The organism is Aestuariimicrobium kwangyangense DSM 21549, assembly GCF_000421525.1.
GTDB classification, from domain to species: Bacteria; Actinomycetota; Actinomycetes; order Propionibacteriales; family Propionibacteriaceae; genus Aestuariimicrobium; species Aestuariimicrobium kwangyangense.
This window is the reverse complement of sequence record NZ_ATXE01000003.1, coordinates 17,226-41,186: the sequence shown is the minus strand read 5'-3', so window position 1 is coordinate 41,186 and position 23,961 is coordinate 17,226. Positions and strand designations below refer to the sequence as shown.

Sequence of the window (23,961 nt, the reverse complement as noted above, 5' to 3'; positions counted from 1 at the left end):
CGGGGCCGGTCATGGCCACGTCGTCGCTGGGCGCACTGGAGCCGGTGGTACGTCGCCGCCTCCCCCACGCGACCAACGGGCCTGCCGCTGCGCGAGCTCGCCGGTTCATGGCGGAGCGCGTGTTCGAGTCTGCCCAGTTCGGTGACATCGCCTTCCACGAAGGTGGGATGTGGACCGAGCAGACCGATCGCTCGCGGGCCCGCTACGCGCACGGCTTCCTCTGGTTCACCGACTGGGTCGCTGCAGCGGGCGACGACGCGGAACTGGCCCAAACGGCCCTGGAGCTGACCCGTCAGTGGCGAGCCCACGCCGACGAATGGCGCAGCGACCCCTCGAGCATGGCGTTCCACGACGAGACGACAGCCCAGCGGCTCACGATGCATCTCGCCATGATGGACGCTTGGTCGAAGCACCTGGACGAGGGTCGACTGCGTGAACTGCACGAGTTCGTCGACCAGACAGCCGACTTGTTGGCCTCAGACGCCTTCCACGCGGGCCTCAACAACCACGGGATGTTCCAGGACATCGCCGTGGTCAACTGGGCCGGAGTGGCGACGTGGGAATCCGAGGAACTCAGGCAGTCCCTCCTGGCGACCGCGCTGGGTCGACTCAACGCCTACTTCCGGCACGCCTTCACCGCCGAGGGCGTCCACATCGAGCACGCCCCCAATTACCACCTGATGGTGTCGCGACAGCTGATGGCCCACCTGGAGGTCTTGCGAGCCGTCGACCATGTCGAGCTCACCAGCTTCGAAGACCTGCTCGCGGGCACACTCGCCTACGCCACCCACGCCGTCACACCCACCGGCGTCTACCCACCGGTCAGCGACACGACCGTCGCTCCGCTCGCCGGCGGAGCAAGCAGCTTCGGCGACGACCACTTCTCGTACGCCGCCACCGTCGGCAAGCGGGGCGTCGAGCCAGACACGCGCACCTTGGTCCTGCCGCAATCGGGGTACGCCATCCACCGCAGCGCCTGGGGAGATCCCGACGCCACCTACGTCTTCTTCAGCTCCGCCTACAACGGTGACTACCACAAGCACGCAGACGAGAACTCCCTGTTCCTGCGCCACGAGCGCCTCGACCTCATCAGTGAGGCCGGGCCCAACGGCTACAACTACGGCGATCCGCTCACGAAGTACGCCTACTCCCAGTACGCCCACAGCACCCTGGTGGTCGACGGCACGAGCATCCCCCGCACCGGTGGTGACCTGGCGACCGTGACCATGAGCGTGAGCAGCGCAGATGACGACGGGTTCACCGCAACCGGCCGCAACGCGCGACTCCGTGACGGTGTCGTGCATGAGCGCACGGTCGACGTGGTCGACGCCGACGGCGGACCTGTCATCGAGGTCACCGACCGGATCACGGCCCCTTCGCCTCACGCCTATGAACTGCTCTGGCACGCGGGTGAGGACCTCGAGGTCATTCCCCATGGACAGGGCTACGAGGTTCACCATCACGGCACCAAGGTGATGGACGCGTGGTGGCAAGCCGACGTCCCGACTCGCACGAGCGTCAAGAAGGGGGTCGCCGGTCGCAAGCCTCTGGGCTGGCGATTCCCGGCGATGGGTCAGCACGAGCCCAACGACGTGGCGGTGGTGTCATTCGCAGGAACTGATGTGCAGATCGGGACCAGCATCCGTCTGCACGACTTCACCTACCGAGACCGCGGCGTCGGCCCCCGCTCAGGCTGGCGACGGTTCGAGTCAGAGGTGGGAGTGAACCACCTGCGCACCAAGGGCAGGACGCAGCGTCGGCTGGTCGTGGCCTTCACGAGCATGCACCAGCGCGGGGATTTCACCTACAACTACAAGCCCGTGATCGATGCCGCCGAGGCCGAGGCCCTGTACATCCTCGACGACTTCGGCGACCAGGGCGCGTACTACCTGCAGGACCACGGGGACCGCGCCATCTTCCGCTCAGTGCAGGCGCTGATCCGCCGCACCCTGGAGCAATTGGGCCTCACCCCGGACGACTTGGTGTGTGTCGGGTCCTCGAAGGGTGCGACGGCGGCGCTGATGCACGGCATGGCCCTCGGGGCGGGAGACATCTTCGTCGGAGGGCCCCAGACGCTGATCGGCAACTTCGTCGCGACACCCCACCCCAATGTGCTCGAGTTCATGACGGGCGGCACCTCTGAGGAGAACATCGAGGAGCTGAACCGTGCCCTCTACGACCTCGCATCCGACAACCTCGGGCTCTGGCGGAACTCCCGCATCACCGTGTTGGTCGGCGACAAGGATCACCACTACAAGGGTCACGTGCTTCCGTTCATCGAGCACGTGCAGGCGCTGGGTGGTACGCCCTCCCTGGTGACCCTGCCCGGACTCACCCACGGGGACTTCGGGCCGGCCTACCGTGACGCTCTGGCCAGCCACCTGGCCCAGGTGCTGCACGGCGACTCGACGCCCACCGATGCAGACCTGTTGGTCATCCAGGCAGCGGCTGAGTCGGGTGGGGTGACGGCGAGGGTCGTCCAGGGCAGCTGGCGGGAGTACTCGGCCCGGCTGTTTCGCGGCGGCGACCATGTGGCCACCGTTGCGTATGGTCCGCGACGCGAATTCGTCTTCGAGGGCCTGTCGCCCGGCCGCTACCGCGTTCGCGTGTTCGGGCGGGGTGGGGCCGACGACCAGCCGGTTGCGCTCACGAGCAATTGGGTCGTCGTCCCTGCCGGCGGATGACGCGCGCCCGGCCGCGGGGCGATGTCGCCGCCCAGGCACCGTTCTCGTCAGAGCCGGCTGACCCGCAAGGTGTTCGAGGCAATGGCGATCCGGGATCCCTGGCGATCAAGCACGTGCACCCGGGCCCGATACAGACCTGCCTCGTCGATCGGGATGGTGGCGCTCGCCTCCTTCGACCACGGGCCGGCCGAAACCCGCTCGCTGCCCCGATAGAGGTCGATCCTCACCGAAGCGAATGGGACGCCTGACAGGGTGACCTCGATCTGTCGGCGCACCTGGCGGATGTTTGCACCGCCTCGGTTGACGGCCGACCGTCGTTCCGCCTCCACGATGGGTGGGCGTGGAGGTACGCGGGTGACGAGGGCGAGCGGGTCGATCGCGGAAGACACTCGTTCACGGATCAGGCCACCGTGGAGGCCGAGCACCGCACGGGCGAGCTCCACGTGGGTGGCTTCGTCATAGTGGAAGGGTGCCACTCCCCAACGATGCGCCGTGGGTGACCGGACGTCGCTCAGGCCCCGTCCCACGACAGGCACTCCCGTGACCTCTTCGATCAGGTCGAGGTAGCGGGGCATGACACGGTTCGCCTCCTCGGCCGTGGGTCCGCGCCCCTCCACGGCAACGCCAACTGGAAGAGTCTGCGTGGCCCACGGTGGCGCGAGGAGCACCGCCTTGTGGAGCACTCCGCATTGCTCCAACAGAGACCGCCACTGGTGAAGGGCCGCCCGGAACAGTGAGAAATGCTCGTCGGTACCGAACGGGATCCTCCGCCGGTTGACGAGCCCGTCGGGCAGGTGCGGGGCGATGTCGACCGACGACGTGGTGACGTGGCCGTCGTCGTACAGCCAGACGCCGAGTCGTTCGTCGGTGAGGTCCCAGAGGAGCAGGTCAACTTCTGGCGCCCGCTGGGACAGAAGGCGTGGCAGCGCAGACTCAGCGTCCCACTCGAGCATCCTGCGCTGGAAGGAGCTCGACAGCTTGGCCGGGTCGATGAGGGGATCGCCGGCGGGAGCGAAGGCCGACACCAGGCTCTGTCGCGCCACGTAGTTGCTGAGGGTGAAGACGGTGCTGTCGAAGTAGGCGAACGTGTCGCGGGAGACGCAACTGCCGTACACGAAGATCTTGAGCCGAGCAGGAGGGGTCACCGCTGGCACCTGACGCTGACCGATCTCGACGCCCAGCCCGTCTCGCAGCGACACGGTCACCAGTTCGCCCTCGGGCGCCGGGTCAGCGAGAGCCGAGAGCCCAGCTGGTTGGGTGGCCCCGGAAACGCACGTGGCTCGCACTCGGATTCCATCCGTTGCTCGCCAGACAATCGCCCGCAGGTCTTGCTCGAGACCCTCTCGCGCATCCCAGCGGCGGGGCAGGTTGTCGAGCCCGTCGGCCGGAAGCAGACCCTCCTGCTTCAGGCGGTCGACCAGCGGGACGGGGTTGTTCTCGCACCTCACCAATACCTGCAGCACCCGAACGATGACGGGCTTCGGCCACGGGTCGTGCCCGACGCTGATCTCGGACAGGAGCGCCACGTGGGTGTCACCACGGACATACGAGTCACGTCCGCTCGCCTCGAGGGGTGAGTCGTCGAGCCAGGGGAAGAAGTGGCTGCCGACATGCCAGTCAGTGGCGTTCTGGCCGTACATCAGCCGTCGTACGTGTGGGTTCGCGGCCACTGCACGAGCCTTCACCGCATGGGTGATCCCGCGCTCAGACAACAACGCGGCGCGGTCGTCGTCATTCAGCGCACGCAGGTCCGCTGTGGTGAAGCCGGTGATGGCAGAGAGGTAGTCGAGTACGGGACCGGGCGAGTACCGCAGGATGTCGGTCTGGGGGTTCCAGACGAAGACCGAGGTGGGTACCGAAGTGACCTCGGCCAGAGAGAGTGCCGCGAAGCCACCACCGCTGCCCCCGACCAACAACAACTCCCGACCCAATCGGGTGTGGACGGCCGCAAGGAAGTGGGCCATGGCTTCACGCACGCCCTCGCCGGGAAGTCCCGTGTACCAGCCCAGAGCGAGTTCGGAGTCGTGGTCCAGGGTCGGGTCCGACAAGCACAGGTACGGGCCACCCACCTCGGACATCACGCCCAAGCCTGAGAAGAACGGCCCGGACGCGCCGTTGCGCCCCGTCACCGCACCACTCAGGAACACCGGGACCGCGCGATCGGCCGCCGCCTCATGCAGGTCCCCGACGACGAGCACGTCGAGGTGAGTGGCCGGCGACAGCCAGATCACGTGAACCCCGGGCCGCCACTGAGCCGCCTCGCCGAACGACTTCAGAGAGTCCCAGGCGGCAGGGGCTTCCCCCCATCGTCCGTAGTCCGAAGCAGCCGGAAGCCCCGAGTTGGCCATACCAGTACCGGTTCCCTTCAGCGGTGTGCTCACGACACAGGCACCCTACGCAACGATGCGCCGGTCGGGAAATAGACCTCACCATCGACCACCGCCAACAGTTGGTGGGTCACCCCTGAGGGTACGGGGGTGGTGACAGCCCCGCTCGCGAGATCGACTCGGTGGATGGACCCACCAGCAGCCAGGTAGAGCCTGCCCTCGGCCTCCTTCAGGTCGACGTTGCGCCACGCCACCCGTTCGGGCTGACTCAACTTCGCCGCAACAACGGTCTTCATCACCCGACCGGTGGTGGGATCGAGGCGAACCAGGGTCCCTCCGGTCGCGGCCCACAGTTGTCCGTCGTGGGTCAGCACCATGCCACCGAAGCTCTGGGCGCCAGACACGGGTGCCACTGACCACAGGAGCCGCCCAGAGCGGGTGTCATACGCGAAGACGCGAGCATCGCCCTTGATCGGGGTTGCACCCAGACCCCCCCAGCGCGACGTCCCGCCGTAGGCGATGTCGCCGGAGGCCGCCAAGGAGACCACGCTCTGTCCCGGCACTGGCTGCTCGATGACCCGGGGGGCTGACGTCGGGGTCTCGATGACTCCGAGCACCCCGCCCCGATGGCCGTAGGCCGGCACGGTTCCGAAGTAGGTTCTCCCTCCGCTCGTCGCCCAGGCCTGCGGACGGTCCTGGAGGTCGCCGGAGAGGTCGGCGACGAGCGTGGGGTTCGAACCGTCGACCCATGGTTGGGTCGTGTCGTACCGGAAGATCTTGCCCCTCGTGTAGGTGCCGAGGAACTGGTACCTGCCTTGGCTGATCATGCCTTCGACCTCACCGATGACTCCCCTGGCGGTGCGATCGAGGGGGTACTGCGAGGCCTCCCCGGTGGCGGGGTCGACGACCGCGAGGCTGGCTCCGCCGTAGCCACCGACGTACAGGGAGCCTTCCGGACCGACGGCCAAGGACTTCATCCTCAGGCTCACGGGCCTGAAGCTGAAGTTCACCGTCACCACTTTGCCGTTCGCGAGATTCACCGCCTGCAGTCCCGATGCCGGTTGGAACAGGACCATCCACTCGCCGTCCAGACCGGCCATGACGCCCTGATGGATGGTGCGCCCCTGCCAGGGATCGACCTTGATGTGGCGGGCGATCGTCGAGGCGCGCCCACTGCTCGAGTCGACTCCGACCAGCGAGCCGCCCCGCAGGTAGAAGAAGCGGCCCTTGGAGTCCTCCCCCACCGGCGCCTGACCCGGCACGTTGGCCGCAACGTCCCATGTCTTCCTGGTGAGGTCGTACAGATAGCGCTGACCGGGGTGCGAGGTCCCGTCGGGTGTCTTGCCGGTCGGCACGTTGGTCGCCAGGAAGTTCCCGTAGACGGACAGTTCCGACACCGTTCCGGTCGTGACCGGTACCGGGAGCGGAATGGTGGTCCTCTTCGTCGTGTCATCGGCCTGGATGCGGACGATGGCTGGGGTGCTGCTGCCCACACCGACGTACACGTAGCTCTCATCCACCGCGATGGCGCGGGCGTAGTCACGACCCGGGGCGACCTGTCCATGGTTGCTCACCAGGTGGCTGGTCGGATCAATGCTGATCAGTTCACCCCCTGGATAGGTTCCGCCCCAGATACGGCCGTCCGGCCCCGGGGTGAGGTCGAACACGGCGGTGGCCGTCGCCGTGGCCCGGCCCAGGTCCTGCAAAGTGTTGGTCACAGGGTCCCAGTGGTACACGTGCCCGCCCTGACTACCGGTGTAGACGCTGCCGTCGTCAGCCACCGCGATCGCGCCGCTCTGACTGAAGTTGGGGTTGTCGAACGGTAGGTCGGCCTCCAGATCGCCGGTGACCACGTCGACGACCTGGAAGTGGGCGGGATATCCCGAGACGATGGCGCAGGCCTTCAGTCGTCCATCGACCGTGGTCAGGGTTGTCTGCACGACGTTGCTGAAGTCGTCCAGAGGGTCACCGACGATGCCACCCTCGCCCGGGAGCGACAGACCGTCCACGATCGGCAGCAGTGTCACGCCATCGAGGGTCACGCTCGACGGACCCCACGCCGTGAAGGTCACGCGAGCGGTGGAGGCGAGGGTGGGGGCGTTCAGATCGCGCGAGGCCAAACGCCACTGGGTACCGGGCGAGGTCAGGTCGACATGTTCGGTTCCCGCTGGCGTGCCATCGGAGGCAAACCAGTCGACGGTGACCTCCAGGGCTCTGGTCCCCTGCCTCACCCACATCCTCAGGCGGGTTGCCCCGCCCCCGAAGACAGGAGTGAGGGAACTGGTGACCCGGGCGGTGTCGGCAGGTTCGGCCGCAAGCAGTTCCAGAGCCCTCCTCCCTGTTCGGGGATCGTCGGTCACCACCCGAGCCGATCCAGCAGCGTTGGAGGCATCGGTCCATCCGGGTACCGGCTCCGTCCTCGATGGCGCATCCTCGAACCCGCCGTTTCGCAGGGCAGGCTCGAGTGACGCCAACGCGTCCCACCACCCTTGGGACAAGCCCTTGTCCGCTGTCGAGATGACGACCTGTGCGACAGCGACGCCCTCGGGTGCGACCCCCCGCAGGGTCACGGTCGACCAGCGACCCGCCGAGGGCACGGCGGATCCGCTGACTCGTCCCAGTTCCTTGCCGAGTCGGTCGTAGAAGACCAGCGACATGTCCTGCTGGCCCTGGGTGATGAAGGCCCGGCCCCGCAGGTAGGTGACGGCTCCGCCGACCATGGTGAGGGCCGGCCCCATCACCGTCGCGCCAGCACTGGGCGTTTCGTCGGCAACATACAGGGAGCGCTTCCCCGTCACGGCTCTCGTGGACGACGTCTCGACGGTCACGCCGCGAGGAGCATTGACCTGCCATCCGAGAGGGATGGGGTTGCCTGCCTCGAAGTCCCCGAGTTGACCCAAGTCGGTCGTGGAACTCGACTGCGGCCGCGGCGTGGCCCCTCTGCCCGATGGACTGGTCGGGGTCGGGCCGGGTGCTCGCGACGATCCGGTCACCCGCAGGATCGCTGCACTCACCAGCACGATGACCACCACGCCGACCACGGCGAGGATCGTCCAGCGGTTGCGCGGTGTCACGTCGAACCGCTGGTCATGGGGCGACGGGGGCTCCGAAGTCGGGAAGCCTCACTCCGAGCCCGAGCAGGTGGGCGATGGCCGCCACGGCCCGCTGCGAGGCTTTGCCGTCACCGTAGGGGTTCGTCGCCTGAGCCATCTCGAGGTAGGCGGCGGGGTCATCGAGCAGGCGGCGCGCTTCGAAGACGATGCGATCGGTGTCGGTGCCGATCAGGCGCGCGGTGCCGGCTTGCACGGCTTCTGGACGCTCGGTGTTCTCGCGGAGCACCAGCACGGGCTTGCCGAGCCCCGGTGACTCCTCCTGGACGCCGCCGGAGTCGGTGAGCACGATGTGGGCCGCCTTCTGCAGGTGCACGAACTGGAGGTAGTCGAGCGGTTCGGTGATCGTGACATTGGGCAATGACTCGAGAATGGGGAAGACGACATCGCGCATCTTGGGATTGCGATGCGCCGGGAAGACCACCTGCAGGCTCGGGTAGGAGCGGGCGAGGTCGGCGATGGCGCGAGCGATCTGCGCCATCGGTTCCCCGAGGTTCTCGCGCCGGTGAACCGTGAGCAGCAGGATCTTCTCCCCCGACTCGACCACCTGGGCCACGCGCGGATCGTCGAAGACCACCGGCTTCTTTGCGGCTTCGAGGAGCGCATCAATCACCGTGTTCCCCGTGACGGCGATGTCGTCGACGTTGAAGTTCTCGCGGACGAGGTTGTCACGCGCCTGGGTGGTGGGAGCGAGGTGCAGGGCCGTCACCTGCCCCGCGAGGCGGCGATTGGCCTCCTCCGGGAAGGGCGACAGGATGTCGTGGGACCGGAGCCCGGCCTCGAGGTGTACGACCTTGACCCCGCGCATGAACGAAGCAATGGCGACCATGGCCACCGTGGTGGTGTCGCCCTGCACCACGACCGCATCTGGGGACATGTGGTCGAGCAGTTCGTCCGTACCGCGGATCACTTTGGCAGCCAGTGTGTTGAGGGACTGTCCGGGAGCGAACAGGTCCATGTCGACGTCGGGCACGATGCCGAACAACTCGTTCACCTGGTCGAGCATCTCTCGGTGTTGGCCTGTGACGGCGGTCTTGACCTCGAGCACCTCTGAGCGGCCCAGTTCCGCGATCAGGGGCGCCACCTTGATCGCCTCGGGGCGCGTGCCGTACACGACCAGTACCTTGCCCGCCATGGGATGCCTCTTCTCCTCGTGTGATGCCGCCATGGGCGACGGTACCGATCCGTCAGAGCAACATCAGGTCGGTGGGTGAACTCTGGACCAACTCGCCGTGTGAGAAGTTCTCGTCGGTGGCCATCCAGGTGTGGCCACTGAGGTCGGCACTGCGCATCTGCACGAAGTTGAAACGGTCGGCAGCGGCCAGGGTCAGCCCGGACTCGCGTGCCCGCTTCAGGAGTCCGGAGTCCTCACCCGTCGAGACGTCCGGGAACCGGAGCTCCAGTGCCGCGTCCTTGGCGAGGGTGATCGTGGGACCGGCCACGAACGTCGTAGGGCAGTGCTCCATGTGCCCGGACATGAAGCGCGTCTCACCCGAACCAGCGAGGTGCACGAAGCGTGCCTGCTTCCCGACGATGTCGGCCTGACTGACGAATCTCCAGTCCAGTAGGTCGGCCAGGTACTGGGGGCCGTACAGGTCGTCGTCGTCCATCTTCGAGACCACGTCGCCATCCGCGTGCGCCACCAGGTCATTGAGGATCGCTCCCAGCAGCCGTTCGGGCGGCTGCGGGAGAACCTTGACCGCCAGCCCAAGCTCGGCCGCGAGACCGAGTTCGGCTGCCGTCGGCTCGAAGCCGTGGGTGCCCAACAGAAGCTCGTACTCGACCTCGCACTGCTGCCCGACCTGGCGCAATAGGTGGACGATCTGCCCCGGGCGCCTGGTCGCGCTGACGACACTCACCGTGGGGCGCACACCGGCACGTCTTTCATGGCCCAACGGCGCGAGAACGTCATCGACGCGGTGCGAATAGGTGTGGTGGCGCCACAGTTCCCGTTGTCCGAGATGAACGAGGCGGGCGCGCTCGTGGTCGTCCTTGGTCAACCGGCCGAGTACGTCCGTGGCCTCGGCGGTCGAGCGGACGACGGCCACTCCGTCGCCCAGGAAGGATCGGAGGGCGGATGCGGGAGGCGAGACCACCGGTGTGCCGCAAGCGGTGATCTCGAGGACCCTCCGCGCGCACATGGTCGGCGAACGCGTGATGGTGTTGACGTTGAGGAAGACCTTGTAGGCGCGATAGGCACTGAGCATCTGGTCGTAGCCGAGAGACCCGACCACGTGGCTGGCCCACGGCTCGGGGAACTCGTACTGCTCACCCTTGCCCGCGAAGCGTGACCAGATCTCGAACGGATCGGTCTCGGTGGCGACGGCCTCCGCAGCGGGGAAGAGGAGTTCCATCTGTTCACGCCGCTCGGGGAACTTGTGTTGGAACCAGGTGCCGGCAAACGCGATTCCCGCTGGCTTGTCCGTGAGGGTGCGCAGCGGGTGATGCACCGCAGGCTGCACCGCGAATGGGAGCACCCCGACTCGATCATGACCCAGCCGCTCTCGGTAGAGATCCACCACATCGAGGTCGGTCGTCCACACGTGGTCGAACAGGGCGGCAGTTTCGATGAAGTCCTCGAAGTGAGCAGGGTCCTCCTTGTTCCAGAAGACGGTGGCGACACCACGGCTCCTGCAGGCATCCACGAGGGCGCGGAGTTCGGAGGACGGTGCCTTGGGCCCCGTCAGATGATGGGCCCACCTACCGCCGTTCGCAGACCAGGCTGACTCGACGAAGAGCACGTCAATGCCGTCGATCTGCTCGGGCCATGTCGTGGGGTCGGCCTCGATCTGCCGCCATTCGTAGCGCAAGGCGGCGAGCGTGAAGTCGTCAGCAATCACCAAGGCAGCGTGTTGCCTGGCCGGGGCGCGCTCAGGCCAACTCCAAGGGGCCACTGAGACACCGTCAGAAGTGCGTAGCACCTTGCGCGAACGAAGGGAGCCGAACCGGACGTTCTCAAGGTATCGCCGCACCTGCCGCCAGCCCCCGTGGCGGGCATGCCACAGCATCCGTCGGAGATGGTCGAGGCTACGACTCACACTGCTCACGACAAACACTGGGACAGGAATCAGGAGGAAGCGACGCGCTCGCCGGCAATGCGGCCGGAGATCTCGGTCAGGCGTTCTAGGAATTCGAGATAGTAGGGTTCGACGTAGTGGAAGGGGGAAAGACCCCACTTGTGGTCGGGCTCGGCCGCCCTGAGGTCTTCCGACACGGTGATGAACTGGTCGGCGGGGATGTCCCTCGCCATGACCTGCTTGGCGTTTCTGAGCCAGTCGTTGGCCCGATCGATCGCGCCGATCGCCATGGGCGGTTCATCGCTACCACGCACCTTGGTGGCCCACGAGGCGTCATGGACGACCAGCCTCTCCCTGGCTCCGATCTGGTCGAGCAGCACCATGAAGGTCGACCAACCCGCGCGCCATTTGTCGAAGTGCTCCGCGGACCACGGGCGGATGGTGCTGAACTCCGACTCGGCCACGCCCAATTTGCTGAATTCGCTCGAGATCGTGGCAATGCCGAGGTCTGGGAAGACTGCCAGCGCGAACCGCTCGTCGATGGGGTCATACACCAGCACGTCCCATGCTGTTCGCCGCAGGATGCCACGCCCGGACTTCAGCACGTCCCATTGCACCATTCGACGCTGAAAGGCCGAATCAATCACGTCGAAGTTGGGCGAGAAGGCTTCGCTACGCCGGCCGAAGAAACTGCCGAGTCCCGACCTCGCCATGTATTCAGCGACCTCGAAGCGCCCCTGTTCGGCGTACTCGAAAGCGTCGCGCGTGACGCAGCTACCCAAGATGGCCACGGCGGTAGGGGACTTCACCGTCCAAGGTTACCACGGGCGCTGTGCGCAGGCCTGGATGGGAACATGGGGGCGCGACCGCTCGCCTAGACTCGTCAGGGCAGCGTCGATCAAGGGTGGATGGCCCATGTGCGACGACCATGGCGACTCGCCATACACCTGCCCGGGGAGAACACAGGAGAATCATGCACTACCAGGAATTGCTCGACCGGGCGTCTGGGATCCCGTTCCTCATGGAGCCACTCCAGCCCAAGGCCTTGACCATCGACCCCTTGAGTTCGTCATTCTGGATCACACTGCCGAGTGGCGACCCCGTAGAAGTCTCGCTGTCACATGGGGTGGACTTCCTGCAGGACTTCGAGCGACAAGAGCGAAGCAACAGGATGTGGCTGTGGTCACTGTGGGCCGTCGGCGCGTTGGCGAAGACACAGCTCGTGAGCGGGCACGGTGCAAGCCACGCGACCGCGATCGTCCGCTCGTACCTTCGCGCGGAGGTCGACTCCGAGTTGCGGACACTCAGCAAGCGCATGCCGAGTGCAGACCACTCTGCCGCAGTCCGGGTGACCTGTCTCATCAGTTATCTGCGCTGCATTCAGCAGACACCGGACGAGGCTGTAGAGGAATCACTCGTGGCGGCGGTCGTTGACGCCATCGGCGACAACGCCGACTGGCTTGCGAACGAGGCGCCCTTTGCGATCAACAATCACGGAGTGATGGCTGCGATGGCTCTTCTTCACGCTGGCGCATTGTTCGATGGTGAACGTGGCAGGCTCTACACTGAGGTGGCGCGTGAGCGCATCACCCGGTTGGCTGACGAGTGCTTCGACGCTGATGGCATGGCGAATGAGAACACGCCGGGATACTTGAACTTCAACATCATCCTCTACAACGAGATCCTCAGATTCATCACCGCGGTCGACATCAGCCCGGGGCTCGTCGAACACCTGCAAAAGGTGGTCGAGAGCGCGAGAGAGGCGTTGGCGCACTGTTTGTGGCAGGACGGCTCCGTTCCGCCCATCGGTGACTCCCCCGTCTACCGGCCAGGACTCGCGCCAAAGAACACCTCGCGCAGCTTCTCCGCGAGTGGACTCACTGTTATCAAGGACGATGAGCTCTACGTCAGCTTTGTGTGCGGCTCCGCTTCAGAGGCCCACAAGCACATGGATGACACAGCCCTGACTGTTCGTTTCCGGAACCACGACGTACTCATTGACGCAGGCTCGTACAACTACGATCACACCGATCCCTACCGTAGGTGTCTGGAGTCAACTCGGGGCCACTCCGGCATCTTTCCCAAGGCCTACGACTGGCGCACGCGCCGAGAGATCGTCCGTGAGCACGGGGGCAGGCACGACGTCACTGATCAGTTCGTCGAGTCCGAACTCCTCTCGCAGGTCGTGGGAACCGCCTCGACACAGGACGGGGCGTTTCGCGCCAAGCGGGAGGTGTCCGTTGTCTGGCCCGACGAGATCGTGGTGGTCGACAGTTACCTCCATGACTCCTCCACGAGTTCCCCCGGGTGGGTCAGCCGCTTCCTCCTGGGGCCCGAAATGCAGGTGACGAACACCAGCCCAGGCAGGATCGGCCTCGCGGATGGTGTCATCAGCGCGACGCTCTTCAGTGATCCATCCAGACCAGTGGAGGAGTACCGAGGAGTTGCAGGCGACCAGCCCAGAGGATGGCGCTCCGTCACCAACGGCGTGAAGACCCCGACCACAGGGCTCGACTTCGCGACCGACGCCGTCGCAGGCAGGTTCGCGACGCTACTCAAGTTGGGTCCCGCCCACTCCTTGCATGACTGCTCCCCCACGGCCCTGGCGCTCTACCTGGATTGGTGAAGCCTGCGTCGCGGGTGACACCTTCTCGTCACGTCGGCAGGATCGACAACTCCTGTGGGATGACGACGTCGACGGAGGTCTGCCTTCTCACTCGCTTCGCGGCCTTCTCCGACTTCTCCAGGAAGACGTCCGGAGCGTGCGCCAGCGACCAGACCGCCTCGGCGAGGGCCCACGAGTCCTCGCCGGGGACCAAGGCTCCGCAGGTCTCGTCCACGAACTCCGGCACTGCGGCGACCGCGGTCGTCACCGGCACCATCCCCGAGGACATCGCCTCGTCGCGGGAGACACCTTGGGTGTCCATCCGGGTGGGCACGAGGAAGATGCCGTGGGAGCGGTGCAGCGCGGCAATCTCGTCATGTCGCAGAAACCCCTTGTGGATGGTCACGTTGGGGAACTTCTGCAACGGGGCGAGGGTCGCGTCGAACAGCGGGCCATCACCATGGAACGAGAAGCTCAGGTCTTCGAAACCTTCCCGCTCGGAGAGATGCAGGACGGCAGCGACGGCCAAGTCGTTCGCATAGGTCGCATTCACGTAGGGCCTGATCGACAGCACGCGTGTCGCCTGGGCGGCATCCTTGGCCACGTACTGGAACAGATCAGTGTCGATGGGGTTGTGGATGACGCGGTACTGATGGGGTTCCAGGGTCCTCCCGACATCCTCGAACGCCGTGGCAGCGAACTGCCGCGACACGAAGACCATTTCGAAGTTGGCCGGGAAGTTCTCGAAGGCAGCCCGCCAGAAGGCCATGCGGGCGTCGGAGACCTCCTTCGCGGCGTTTCGCTCTGCCTCAGTGGACAGGTTGAAGGCCCGTCTCCACCACGGCTGGATCTCGAACCCGTGCACCCAGACCGCGACCCGATCCAACTCGGGGTGGCTGGCGAGCACGTTCCAGACCTCAGGCGTGGGGCCGTGCACCAGAACACTGCTGACCTGTCCAAGCTGCAGAGTGGCATCCAACGTGGCGGCGTCGCAGACGGTCACATCGACGTTCTCGAATTCTCGGAAACGTCGACCCGCGATCCGGGGGTCGACCACCATGACGTCGACGTCCGCTCCGTGGCGACGATAGGCCTTGACCCGGGAGTGAACGAACGCGTTGCGATAGAGCTGGTGGTAGTCGGGGTAGATGTTGCTCACCAGCAGCGTCGACGAGGGAACAATGACGGGGCTGGGGGCGGTCAGTACCGTCTCCCCCGTCAGTCTCTCGAAGATCGCGTCTCCGCGTCCCTTCACGCGGAGTCCGAGCTGCATCAGCTCTGCCCCAGGGGGAGCCACGATGGGGGTGTTGTGGCCGTTGTTGGCCATGGCATGCCCCAGCCTGTTGCCAGCGCCGTCGAGGAAGATCACCGCGAGCGTCACGTCCAAGCCGGGACCCACCGAGAACATCACGGTCCGATCCAGTGGGTTGATGTTGCCATCGATGTCCATCGGCGGGAGGTAGACGTATCTGTGCATTCCGGGCTCGAGTTCGGACCGCACGTGCACCCGCCCCAAGTCGTCGAGTTCGACCGCCACCTCTGCGGTGGCCGGGAACAACTCCTGAAGTCTCGGCAGATCGAAGTCCCATGGGCTGGTGGGCATGTCCGGTGGATCAAGTGCGCGGGAATGGTCTCGGAGCACGGCCAGGTCACTCCCGAGGTCAACCTGCAGGTCGTCCAGACTCGCAAGGTGTTCGGCTCCGGCCTGGCGCCCGCCTGCACAGTAGCCGAGCGCGCCGACAGCCAATCCGTCGAACGTGGCGTTCGCCCACTCCGAGAGGCTGGAGATCCTGTGCCACGCTTCCCCGGTGACCATGCAGCGGGTCGGAGCCAGTTCGCGCGCCATCTGCCAACCGTGCCCGGCCCGGGTGCGGGTCGGGATCCCGTCAATCAGTCGGAAGTGCTCGTCGAGGCCGACGCACTTCACGTCAGCCCACTCCAAGGTCGCCACCAAGTCCGACAAGTAGCTGGGTGAGTACCAGTCCTTGGGATCGAGCAGGGCTGCATGTTCAGCCCCTTGGGACCTGCCCCACTGCATGGCTTGTTCGTCATCGACGAAATGGCGGACCCGGTCGTCACGCGGCGAACCGCCAGCCGGTCCGACGGTGGCCAGCAGCCACTCGGGGTGGCTCTGCGACAGGGCGGTGCGCACGCTGGCCTCGACGTCTTCCTCATCACCGCATGGAGCAACCATCAACACCCGGGGTGCCGTCGCCCGCGGCGCCTCGATCAGACCCAGGCAGTGAGCGATGAAGGCGATGCGCTCCCCATACGTGTGCTGGGCCATCACCTTGCGCAGGGCCATGGCTCGCAGTCGCTCACGCCCATTCGGTACCGAATCCACACGCTGCAGGGTCGTCTGGATCTCGCCGGGAGAATCGGACACGATGGCCAACTCGCCGAACATGGTCCGCAGGCCACGGGAGAAGTTGCTCACGACCAAGGTGCCGGAGGCCATCAGTTCGTACACCCTTCGGGCGAACATGGACTGGCTCTGCTTCACGGAGTTGAGATTCAGATTTGTCGTGTACCCCTTGTAGGCAACGTTGATCTGGTCGGGCGCCAATCCCCCGACGATGAAGGTCTGGTACGACTCAGGAAAGGCGTAGTCCGGATCACTGCCACCGAAGTTGCGGTCGTAGATGTGGAACGGCGCCACACTCGCGAGAGACTCCGAGAGGTTTCCCAGATCCTCGGTCCGCTCCGGATACTTCTTGTAGTAGGCCCCCGCGAATGCACAGCCCTCGATCCGCCGGAACTCCTCGATCGGGTTGTGGATGCTCGGCTGAGCGGCAAACGGCAGGAAATGGACGTTGTGGTGTCCCAGGGCCGCACGGTAGTGGCCGACCATGTCGAGGTCGGTGGTGAAGACTGCGTCGAACTCCTTGGCGAGGGTCAGGAACGTGCGGTAGTGGACCGGGTCCTCCTTGTTCCAGAAGGCGGTCGGAATGTTGCGCTCCCTGCACCACTCCAGCACCCCTCGGATCTCGGGGCCCATGCGGAACACCTGGTTCCACCAAGTCTGTCGATGCCCTCGCCATGCTGACTCGATGAGGAGCATGTCGGGCTGGGTGGCGATCAACTCCGCCCTCCAGTCGCGCATGGTCAGGGGAGAGAGGTCCACCTCCGGCGAGAAACAGGCTGCGGAGAAGTCGTCCAGGATGCACGCCACCGTGAGGTGCCCAGCCGGCCCGCTGCGCCTGCGGATCGGGACCTCGGATCGGTTGAGCTGCCTTTCTGCCATGAAGGCCGGGACATTGCTCACTTGTCGATCTCCTTCGGTTCATCGCTTCGGGGCGCCGCTTGCACGGCCTTCCAGAGTCGCCACGGCAGGGTGATCGCCCCCCGAGGACCTCGCGTCTCCCGAAGTGCCTTCCCAGAGAGGAATGTCCGGCTGCCTCGAACCTCGTGGAGAGTGGCCCGGAGGGAGGCCCGTTCTGCGCTCACCGTCGCCAGTTCACGCTCCAGTCGCGCCGCGAGGCCCTGGAGTTCCTGCGATGTCGCCTCGGCCTTCAAGGATCGCGACTCCAGATCACTCCGGTGCGCGTCCCACTCCGCCCTCATTTCCTCGATCTCGCTGGTCAACCGGCCCGCCTGAGCACTGCTCTCCGACAACGACTCGCGCAGCGAGAGCGCTTGTTCCTGTTCAGCCTCCAGCCGTCGGTGCGCCTCACTCAGGTGCTGCTGGAGGCGATCGATCTCCTGCACATGGAGGGCGAGCTGCTCGTCGCGCTGCTCGGCCGTCCGGATCGAACGTTTCGTGCTCTCCTCGGCCTCGGCCCGTACCTTCTTCAGTTCAGCCGTGGTCGACTCCCACCGCTCTTGCAGCCTCGCCGTCTCCTGATCAGCCGCAGCCTCCGCCTCCTGGCGCCCCTGAATCCACTCGCGCAGATAGGTGAGATCCTCGCGACTGACGCGCACCCGCCCGACGCTCGTCGCTGAGTCAGCGCTCACCTGCTCGGGTAGTTGCCTTGCCTTCACCCTTTCGATGTCAGCCCGTTCGACCCATTCGGACACGACGAGCCCCAGCCTCGCGACCTCGCCCTCCAACCTCAGCGTCTGGTCGGACCGCTGGCGCAGCCTGCTCAGTTCGTCCTCGTACTGTTGGCGCTCGAGTTGTCGGTGCGCGCTCATCCGGCTCACCTCGTCGGTGACCGCTGCCAGCTCCACCCGTGCTTCGTCCAGTTCGGTCTGCAGACGGTCGGCATCGGCCACGGCCGTGTCGGCGACCTGACCCTTGGCCAACGCATCGGCCTCGACCTGGCCCAAGACCGACTGGAGTGACTCCCGGTCCGCCGCCATGGATGCGAGCGCGGCCCGCGCCTCCTCCAGTCGGAGCCTCAGGTCGGCCGATTCGGCTGCTGCCGCCTCCGCCTGCCTGCGCGCCTCCCGTCCGTCCTGTTGCTGTTGGAGGAGTTGGCGCTCCAGCCGTTGCGTGAGCTCCATGGAAGAGATGAGCGCGTCATGCGCACTGAGCGCGCTCAAGGGGTCTGACGCCGCCTTCTCGCGCATCGAAGCCACCTGCCCCTGAAGGGTGCCTATCGTGGCCGTCACCTCCCGATACTTCTGGTTGGCCGCCAGCAGCCGGTCGCGCGTGGTCACATAGGCGGCGTGGTCCTGGTAGAAGCGGTCCATCAGCCCCAGCACAGGGTCGTCCCCTTCAGCTGGAGCGCCCTCCCAGACGAACAGGTGCGTGGGAGACGCGTTGAACGTCGCTCGGTACCTGTAGCCCAGCGGCTGGATGAGGCGCCACACCTCCATGAAGGACGCACGGTCGAGACATTCGACGTAGAGGAGGGGGCGGTACTTGCTCAGGACGGCGACGCCACCGGAGATGACAGCCCCCTCGCTGCCCTCCACGTCGATCTTGACGGCCACCAGGTCACGTCCTGGGTCAGGCATGGGCACCAAGGTGACGGAGGTCGCCCGGGTCGACTCGGCCGAGCCGTCGTCGACCAGATGGGCCGTGCCGAGGTTCGTGGAGTCGGGAGGCACGAGCAGGCCGTGTCCGTCACGATCCGACAGGGCCACGTCGAACAGGCGCACGCGCTCTTCGACATGGTTCAACTGGACGGATCGCTCCATGGTGGATCGGAGCTCGGGAAGTGGCTCGAATGCCCAGACGTCCAAGCCGGCGACAGCCCACGAGACGGTGTGATTGCCGATGTTGGCGCCGACATCGAAGACCAGCCCGCCGGCAGGACACCGCCGAATGACGTCTCGCACGAGTTCGGGCTCGTAGGGAGCACCGCTCTTCCTGATGATCTGCTGGATCGAGTCCTCGTCGGACGAGGGGAGACTGAGGCAGTAGTCGAGCTCGTCAAGGCGCACTTGGAAGACGTCGGACCCATGCTTTGACTCCGTGTCTGTCACGTTGGCTCCTCGAACCCAGTCGACCACGGTCTGGCCGGTTCCTCCCGAACCATAGCGAAACCCGTGTCAGGGTCGTCCCCTGTTCAGGGAAGAGCAGACGGCTCGATGCGCCTCACTGCGTTCACCTCGGCAACCAGCCCTTCACCGCCGGTCCGCCCTCGAAATTCCTCCCCACAAGCACTCAAGGCTGGCTCCCCGCAGGGAACCAGCCTTGAGCTGTGTCTCGTCCGCCCTCACCGGGCGGGGGTGACGCAAGCGGGCGAACCCGCCCAGATCACTTGACCGAAACGGTGGCGCCGGCAGCCTCGAGCTGCTCCTTGGCCTTGGCGGCGACGTCCTTCTTGACCTTCTCGAGGATCGCCTTGGGGGCGGCCTCCACCAGGTCCTTGGCCTCCTTCAGGCCGAGGCTGGTCAGCGCGCGCACCTCCTTGATGACACCGATCTTCTTGTCACCAGCGGCCTCGAGGATCACGTCGACCTCGTCCGACTCCTCGACAGCTTCCTCGCCACCAGCGGCGGCGGGGGCAGCGGCCGCAGCGACGGCCACGGGGGCAGCGGCGGTGACGCCGAAGGTGTCCTCGAACTGCTTCACGAACTCAGAGAGCTCGATCAGGGTCATCTCCTTGAAAGCCTCAAGGAGCTCTTCGTTGTTGAGCTTTGCCATGTTGGGCGTCCTTCCTTACTCAGTCTCCGCCGCGACGGCGGTGTTGTCGTCTGCCGCATCAGCGGCGGGTTCGTCCTGCTTCTGATCGATCTCGACGGCGGCGGCCTCTCCGGCCCCGGCGATGAGATCAGGGTTTGCCTGTGCGGCGGTCTCGAGGGCACCCAGTGCACGGGCGGCCTGCGAGAGCGGGGCGGCAAGCAAGAACACGGCGCGCTGCAGGTTGGCCTGCATGGCACCGGCGAGCTTCGCGAGCAGAACCTCGCGCGACTCGAGATCGGCCAACTTCTTGACCTCGTCGGCGTTCAGGACGCGACCGTCCATCACACCACCCTTGATGATCAGAAGCGGGTTGGCCTTTGCGAAGTCACGCAGACCCTTCGCGACGGAGGCAACGTCTCCGTTCACGAACGCGATTGCCGTGGGGCCGACGAGCTGGTCGTCGAGTCCCTCGATGCCCGCCTCACGGGCAGCAATCGTGGTCAGGGTGTTCTTCGCAACGGCGTAGGTGGCGTCCTGCCCAAGGGACCGGCGAAGGTCCTTGAGGTTCGCCACAGTGAGTCCGCGATAGTCGGTCAGCACGACCGCGTCGGCTGAGGAGAACTTCTCCGTCAGCTCGGCGACCGCGGCTGCCTTGTCAGGCCTCGCCATTGGGTCTCCTTCCCACTTCCTGGATTGACACCGTCGTCAGCCGGAAGTCGGGCCAGACATCTGGACCCAACAAAAAAGCCCCGAGCACAGGGCTTCGGGGCGAGGACGTGCGGGGCACGATCCCATCTCAGCAGTCCTGCGCAGGCGTTGGTGTTGCCACCAACCTTGGGGATTCCTCCACCGGCGGTCTTCGGTACGAACTGAACAGTACGGCAACCCGTGAGGGCGACCAAATCCTGCCAACATCATGGGCGATCTGCTCCTCGGACCCCGATCGACCTAGACTCCCGCGTGGGGGCTGCGTCAGGGGGCTCAAGAAGAGAGTCCGACAGTGTCTGTCCGCTCGGCCCGATCCGCCCTGGCCATCGTTGCCACCATTTTCATCGTCATCTTCTCGACGGTCGCCCCAAGCGCTCCGGGAGCGTCCGCGCTGGAGCAGGTCACCTCCACCGACGCCGTCGGTGACTTCGAGACCACCGGCACGACAGTGCGCGGCTGGTCCGTGAGCGCCCCTTCGCCCAACTCGATCGTGGCGTCGGGCAGTCGGGCCATCTCAGGACTCAGGTCGATGCGGGTCCAGGACACCTCCACCAGCCTCGGCGCCGTCGCGACCGGCCCATCCTTTCCCGTGACCCGGTCCGTCGACGTCTTCGTCCAGGGCTACGCCTACATCACGACGGGGTCCCAGACCCTGGCCATCCTCTACTACGACGCCAGTGGTGCCGTCGTGCACCGGGTGACGTCGAACGCCTCGACCGCCGGGATGGCCTGGTCACGCATCTCACTCCGCGGGGTGACGCCCAGCACCGCTGCGACCGCACGCATCCAGGTCTCGAGCAGCAGCACGATGCTCTCGGAGGGATGGTGGGACGCCATCGCTCACCTCGAACCGACCACCCCCAACTCGGGTTTCGAGGAGCAACCCACCGCCGACCAGCCGGTGGCGCAGTGGACCAGCAGCGCCAGCTCGGGCGCGAGCGTCACCACGGCAACGACGGGGAGCAGGTCGGGTCAACAGTCCGCGCTCATCAACGACACGAGCACCACCGGCAAGGCGCTGCTGCAGTCGCCCCTGGTGCCAGCCTTCCCCGCCGCAGGCACCCAGGCGCGCTTCTGGATGAAGCTGAGTCAGGGCCGCGTGACCCTGACGATGCGGTGGTACGACGCCAACCGCGCGTTGGTGGGGTCGGAGGGATTCTCCCTGAACCTCACGCCGGGTTCGTGGCAGCTCGTCGCGCGCACGGCGATCGCCCCCGAGAACGCCCATTACGTCTCGGCGCAGTTCTGGACCTCGTCCACACAGACGGGAGTCGGGGCCCTCGACGCCTTCACCCTCAAGCCCGCCAGCGGTACCTCCGTCACCACGACGAGGACCGAGAGTCTCGGTGAGCCGCTCGACACGTTCAGCAACAGCCAGACCTCGGTGATGACCACGGTCGGCGGTCGCCCCAAGCTGTACACCGTCGTGTCGGGCTATCCGGCCCACTTCGAGGTGGCCGACGTGCAGACGGGCAGGGTCGAGGTCGACATCCCCTTCGACAACGAGAACAACAGCCAGAGTGGCGCGATGACCACCGGGCTCGACGGGAACGTCTACCTCGGTACCCAGGGCGGCTACCTGTTCCGATGGCGCCCGGGGTCCACCAGCCTCGACCCCCTCGGACGGGCCACGCCCACCTCGTCCAACGTCTACGACCTCGAGACGGCACCTGACGGACGCATCTGGGGTGGCACCTACCCCGGCGGGGAGGTCTTCAGCTACACCCCCGGAGCCAGCGGAACCGTCAACCACGGACAGGTGGCGCAGGGCGACTCGTATGCCCGCAGCCTTGCGGTGGACGGCCAGTACGTGTACGTGGCCGTCGGATCAGTTCGCCCCACCATCTGGCGGCTGAACCAGAGTTCCCCCAGCACCAAGGTGCAGATCGCTCCCCCGGTGCAGCTGACCTCGGGCAACATCACCGAACTCGAGGTGTACGGACGATTCCTGGCCACCGCCCTGCCGGCCGGGACCACCGAGTCCGGCCAGAGCTACAGCTCACAGCGCTACCTCTACGACCTGACGAAGCAGACGTGGGACGTGCCCGCGAACGTGCCGGGCCAGTCGCCCGCCGGGATGGACTCGAAGAAGCGCTTCTTCTACCTCGCGGCCAACTACCTCAACGCGGTCGACCAGTACGGCACCTACACCCCGTTGGCCCGAACCGACCTGAATCCCGGGCGGAACCGGCAGATCTACGCCGGCACGCTGGGCGGGGTGAAGGGAGAGTGGCTGGTGAGCCATGACCCTGCTCGCGGGGTCGAGGCGGTGAACGTTGCCACGTACCAGAAGGTCACATACCCCCTGGTCTTCACCCCGGTGAGCCTGCGCATGAAGTCGCTGGCCCCCGGGGCCAACGGCTCGGTCTATGCCGGTGGCTACGGCGGAGCCAGCCTTGCCGTCGTGAACACCGCAACCGGGGCCCACGAGACGTACCCCAATGATCCCGGCGCGAAGAACGTGATCGGTGAGGTCGAGGGTTCGATCAACCAAGGCCAGTACCAGTTCCTCGGCACCTACACGCGGGCCAAGATCTTCCGGCAGGACACCACCCAGCCGTGGGTGGACGGCAGCAATCCCACGCTGCTCGTCGATCTGTCGTCGCAGGGTCAGGACCGGCCGCAGGGATGGGCCGTGAGCGGCCAACGAACGTTCTTCGGGACCGTTCCCGCCTATGGCCGGCTCGGTGGGGTGTTGGGCATCATCGACACCCCGACCTCGACACCACGAATCGTCCCGGCACCGGTGAAGGACCAGTCAGTCGTCTCGCTGGCGGCGTCCGGGAATGTGGTCTACGGGGGTACCTCCCGCTGGGGCGGCATGGGTTCCACCCCGACGACCGACACTGCTCGTCTGTTCGCCTACGACGCCTCCACCAATCGACTGCTGTGGTCGGTGGCCCCGGCGGCCGGTGTGCAGAGCTACGGTGCGGTGTTGGTCGCCCCGGACGGAAAGCTGTGGGCGGCGGCTGGGCCGGTGCTCTACCAACTCGACCGATACTCCGGGCGGGTGCTGCGTCGGATCATGGTGAACACGTTGCCGCAGCCGGTGGAGACGACCTGGAAGAACGTCGACCTCGAATACGTGAACGGCCTGCTGTACCTGGCGGCGATCGACCGGGTGTACACCATCGACCCGATCAGCCTGCGGGTGGAGACCCCTGTTCCGAGCGGCGTCACCCATCGACACCTTGCCGTCGTGGGCAACGACGTCTACTACCCCAGCGGCCCCGAATTGCGCAGGATCGTCCGCTGAGCTCCCCGGCGCACCCGAGCCGTTCCTGAGAGAAGATCGGCCCTGATGCGGGACGGTGAGCTCGCTCACGTCACCTTCTCCGTAGCCATCTGGCAGTAACGGCGGGGCGAATCGGTCACTGTGGTTGAAGCTGAGTTTTGCCTGAGAGGAAGATGAAGCTTATGCTGCGTGAGCCGTTGGACGGAACGACGGCACCAGCAACCAATCGCCGGTCCTGTCGACCCCCGGCGAACGACCA

Annotated in this window: 12 protein-coding genes; 3 read left to right on the top strand and 9 right to left on the bottom strand. The window is 66.0% G+C overall.

The annotated features are described in order from the left end of the window. Nucleotides 1-11 precede the first annotated feature (11 nt). The gene (locus H507_RS16080) at nucleotides 12-2,684 is read left to right on the top strand and encodes a heparinase II/III domain-containing protein (RefSeq protein WP_022910612.1); all 2,673 of its coding nucleotides are present in this window, start codon (nucleotides 12-14) and stop codon (nucleotides 2,682-2,684) included. A gap of 47 nt (nucleotides 2,685-2,731) precedes the next feature. Here the strand turns inward: H507_RS16080 and H507_RS17380 are convergent, their stop codons facing one another. The 5 genes from H507_RS17380 to H507_RS0110165 all read right to left on the bottom strand — a co-directional run bounded on the left by H507_RS17380 (nucleotide 2,732) and on the right by H507_RS0110165 (nucleotide 11,947). Continuing rightward, entirely contained in the window at nucleotides 2,732-5,065 is a 2,334-nt protein-coding gene (locus H507_RS17380; RefSeq protein ID WP_157438957.1) for a DUF6270 domain-containing protein, read from the bottom strand. After that, nucleotides 5,062-8,085 carry a hypothetical protein gene (locus H507_RS0110180; protein WP_022910610.1) on the bottom strand — a complete coding sequence of 1,008 codons (3,024 nt, stop codon included), beginning with the start codon at nucleotides 8,083-8,085 and terminating at the stop codon, nucleotides 5,062-5,064. Before H507_RS0110180 ends, H507_RS17380 begins: the two co-directional genes overlap by 4 nt. 13 nt (nucleotides 8,086-8,098) lie before the next feature. Beyond that, on the bottom strand, nucleotides 8,099-9,289 hold the full coding sequence (wecB, locus tag H507_RS0110175) for a non-hydrolyzing UDP-N-acetylglucosamine 2-epimerase (protein WP_245558901.1): 1,191 nt from the start codon (nucleotides 9,287-9,289) through the stop codon (nucleotides 8,099-8,101). A 19-nt stretch (nucleotides 9,290-9,308) separates the two neighbouring features. Next, nucleotides 9,309-10,961, bottom strand: coding sequence for a glycosyltransferase family protein (locus H507_RS0110170; protein WP_051139774.1), 1,653 nt, complete (start codon nucleotides 10,959-10,961; stop codon nucleotides 9,309-9,311). A 227-nt stretch (nucleotides 10,962-11,188) separates the two neighbouring features. Then, nucleotides 11,189-11,947: a DUF6270 domain-containing protein gene (locus tag H507_RS0110165; protein WP_157438956.1), complete on the bottom strand. Its 759-nt coding sequence runs from the start codon at nucleotides 11,945-11,947 to the stop codon at nucleotides 11,189-11,191. Between the two features lie 164 nt (nucleotides 11,948-12,111). Here H507_RS0110165 and H507_RS0110160 point away from each other — a divergent pair, with 164 nt between their 5' ends. Further along, nucleotides 12,112-13,764, top strand: a complete 1,653-nt coding sequence (locus H507_RS0110160; protein ID WP_022910606.1) for a heparinase II/III domain-containing protein — start codon at nucleotides 12,112-12,114, stop codon at nucleotides 13,762-13,764. Between the two features lie 28 nt (nucleotides 13,765-13,792). Here H507_RS0110160 and H507_RS0110155 read toward each other — a convergent pair whose 3' ends face one another. The 4 genes from H507_RS0110155 to rplJ form a co-directional block, all read right to left on the bottom strand. Continuing rightward, nucleotides 13,793-17,008, bottom strand: a complete 3,216-nt coding sequence (locus H507_RS0110155; protein ID WP_022910605.1) for a glycosyltransferase family protein — start codon at nucleotides 17,006-17,008, stop codon at nucleotides 13,793-13,795. Then, the gene (locus H507_RS0110150; RefSeq protein WP_022910604.1) at nucleotides 17,005-19,116 is read right to left on the bottom strand and encodes an FkbM family methyltransferase; all 2,112 of its coding nucleotides are present in this window, start codon (nucleotides 19,114-19,116) and stop codon (nucleotides 17,005-17,007) included. The genes H507_RS0110155 and H507_RS0110150 overlap by 4 nt, the downstream gene beginning before the upstream one ends. 274 nt (nucleotides 19,117-19,390) lie before the next feature. Beyond that, nucleotides 19,391-19,780 carry a 50S ribosomal protein L7/L12 gene (gene rplL / locus H507_RS0110145; protein ID WP_022910603.1) on the bottom strand — a complete coding sequence of 130 codons (390 nt, stop codon included), beginning with the start codon at nucleotides 19,778-19,780 and terminating at the stop codon, nucleotides 19,391-19,393. A gap of 15 nt (nucleotides 19,781-19,795) precedes the next feature. Beyond that, nucleotides 19,796-20,428, bottom strand: a complete 633-nt coding sequence (gene rplJ, locus H507_RS0110140; protein WP_022910602.1) for a 50S ribosomal protein L10 — start codon at nucleotides 20,426-20,428, stop codon at nucleotides 19,796-19,798. 331 nt (nucleotides 20,429-20,759) lie between these two features. On the opposite strand from rplJ, the gene H507_RS0110135 reads away from it, so the two are divergent. Continuing rightward, complete coding sequence (locus H507_RS0110135) at nucleotides 20,760-23,723, top strand: PQQ-binding-like beta-propeller repeat protein (protein WP_022910601.1); 2,964 nt, start codon at nucleotides 20,760-20,762, stop codon at nucleotides 23,721-23,723. The last annotated feature ends 238 nt before the right edge of the window (nucleotides 23,724-23,961 follow it).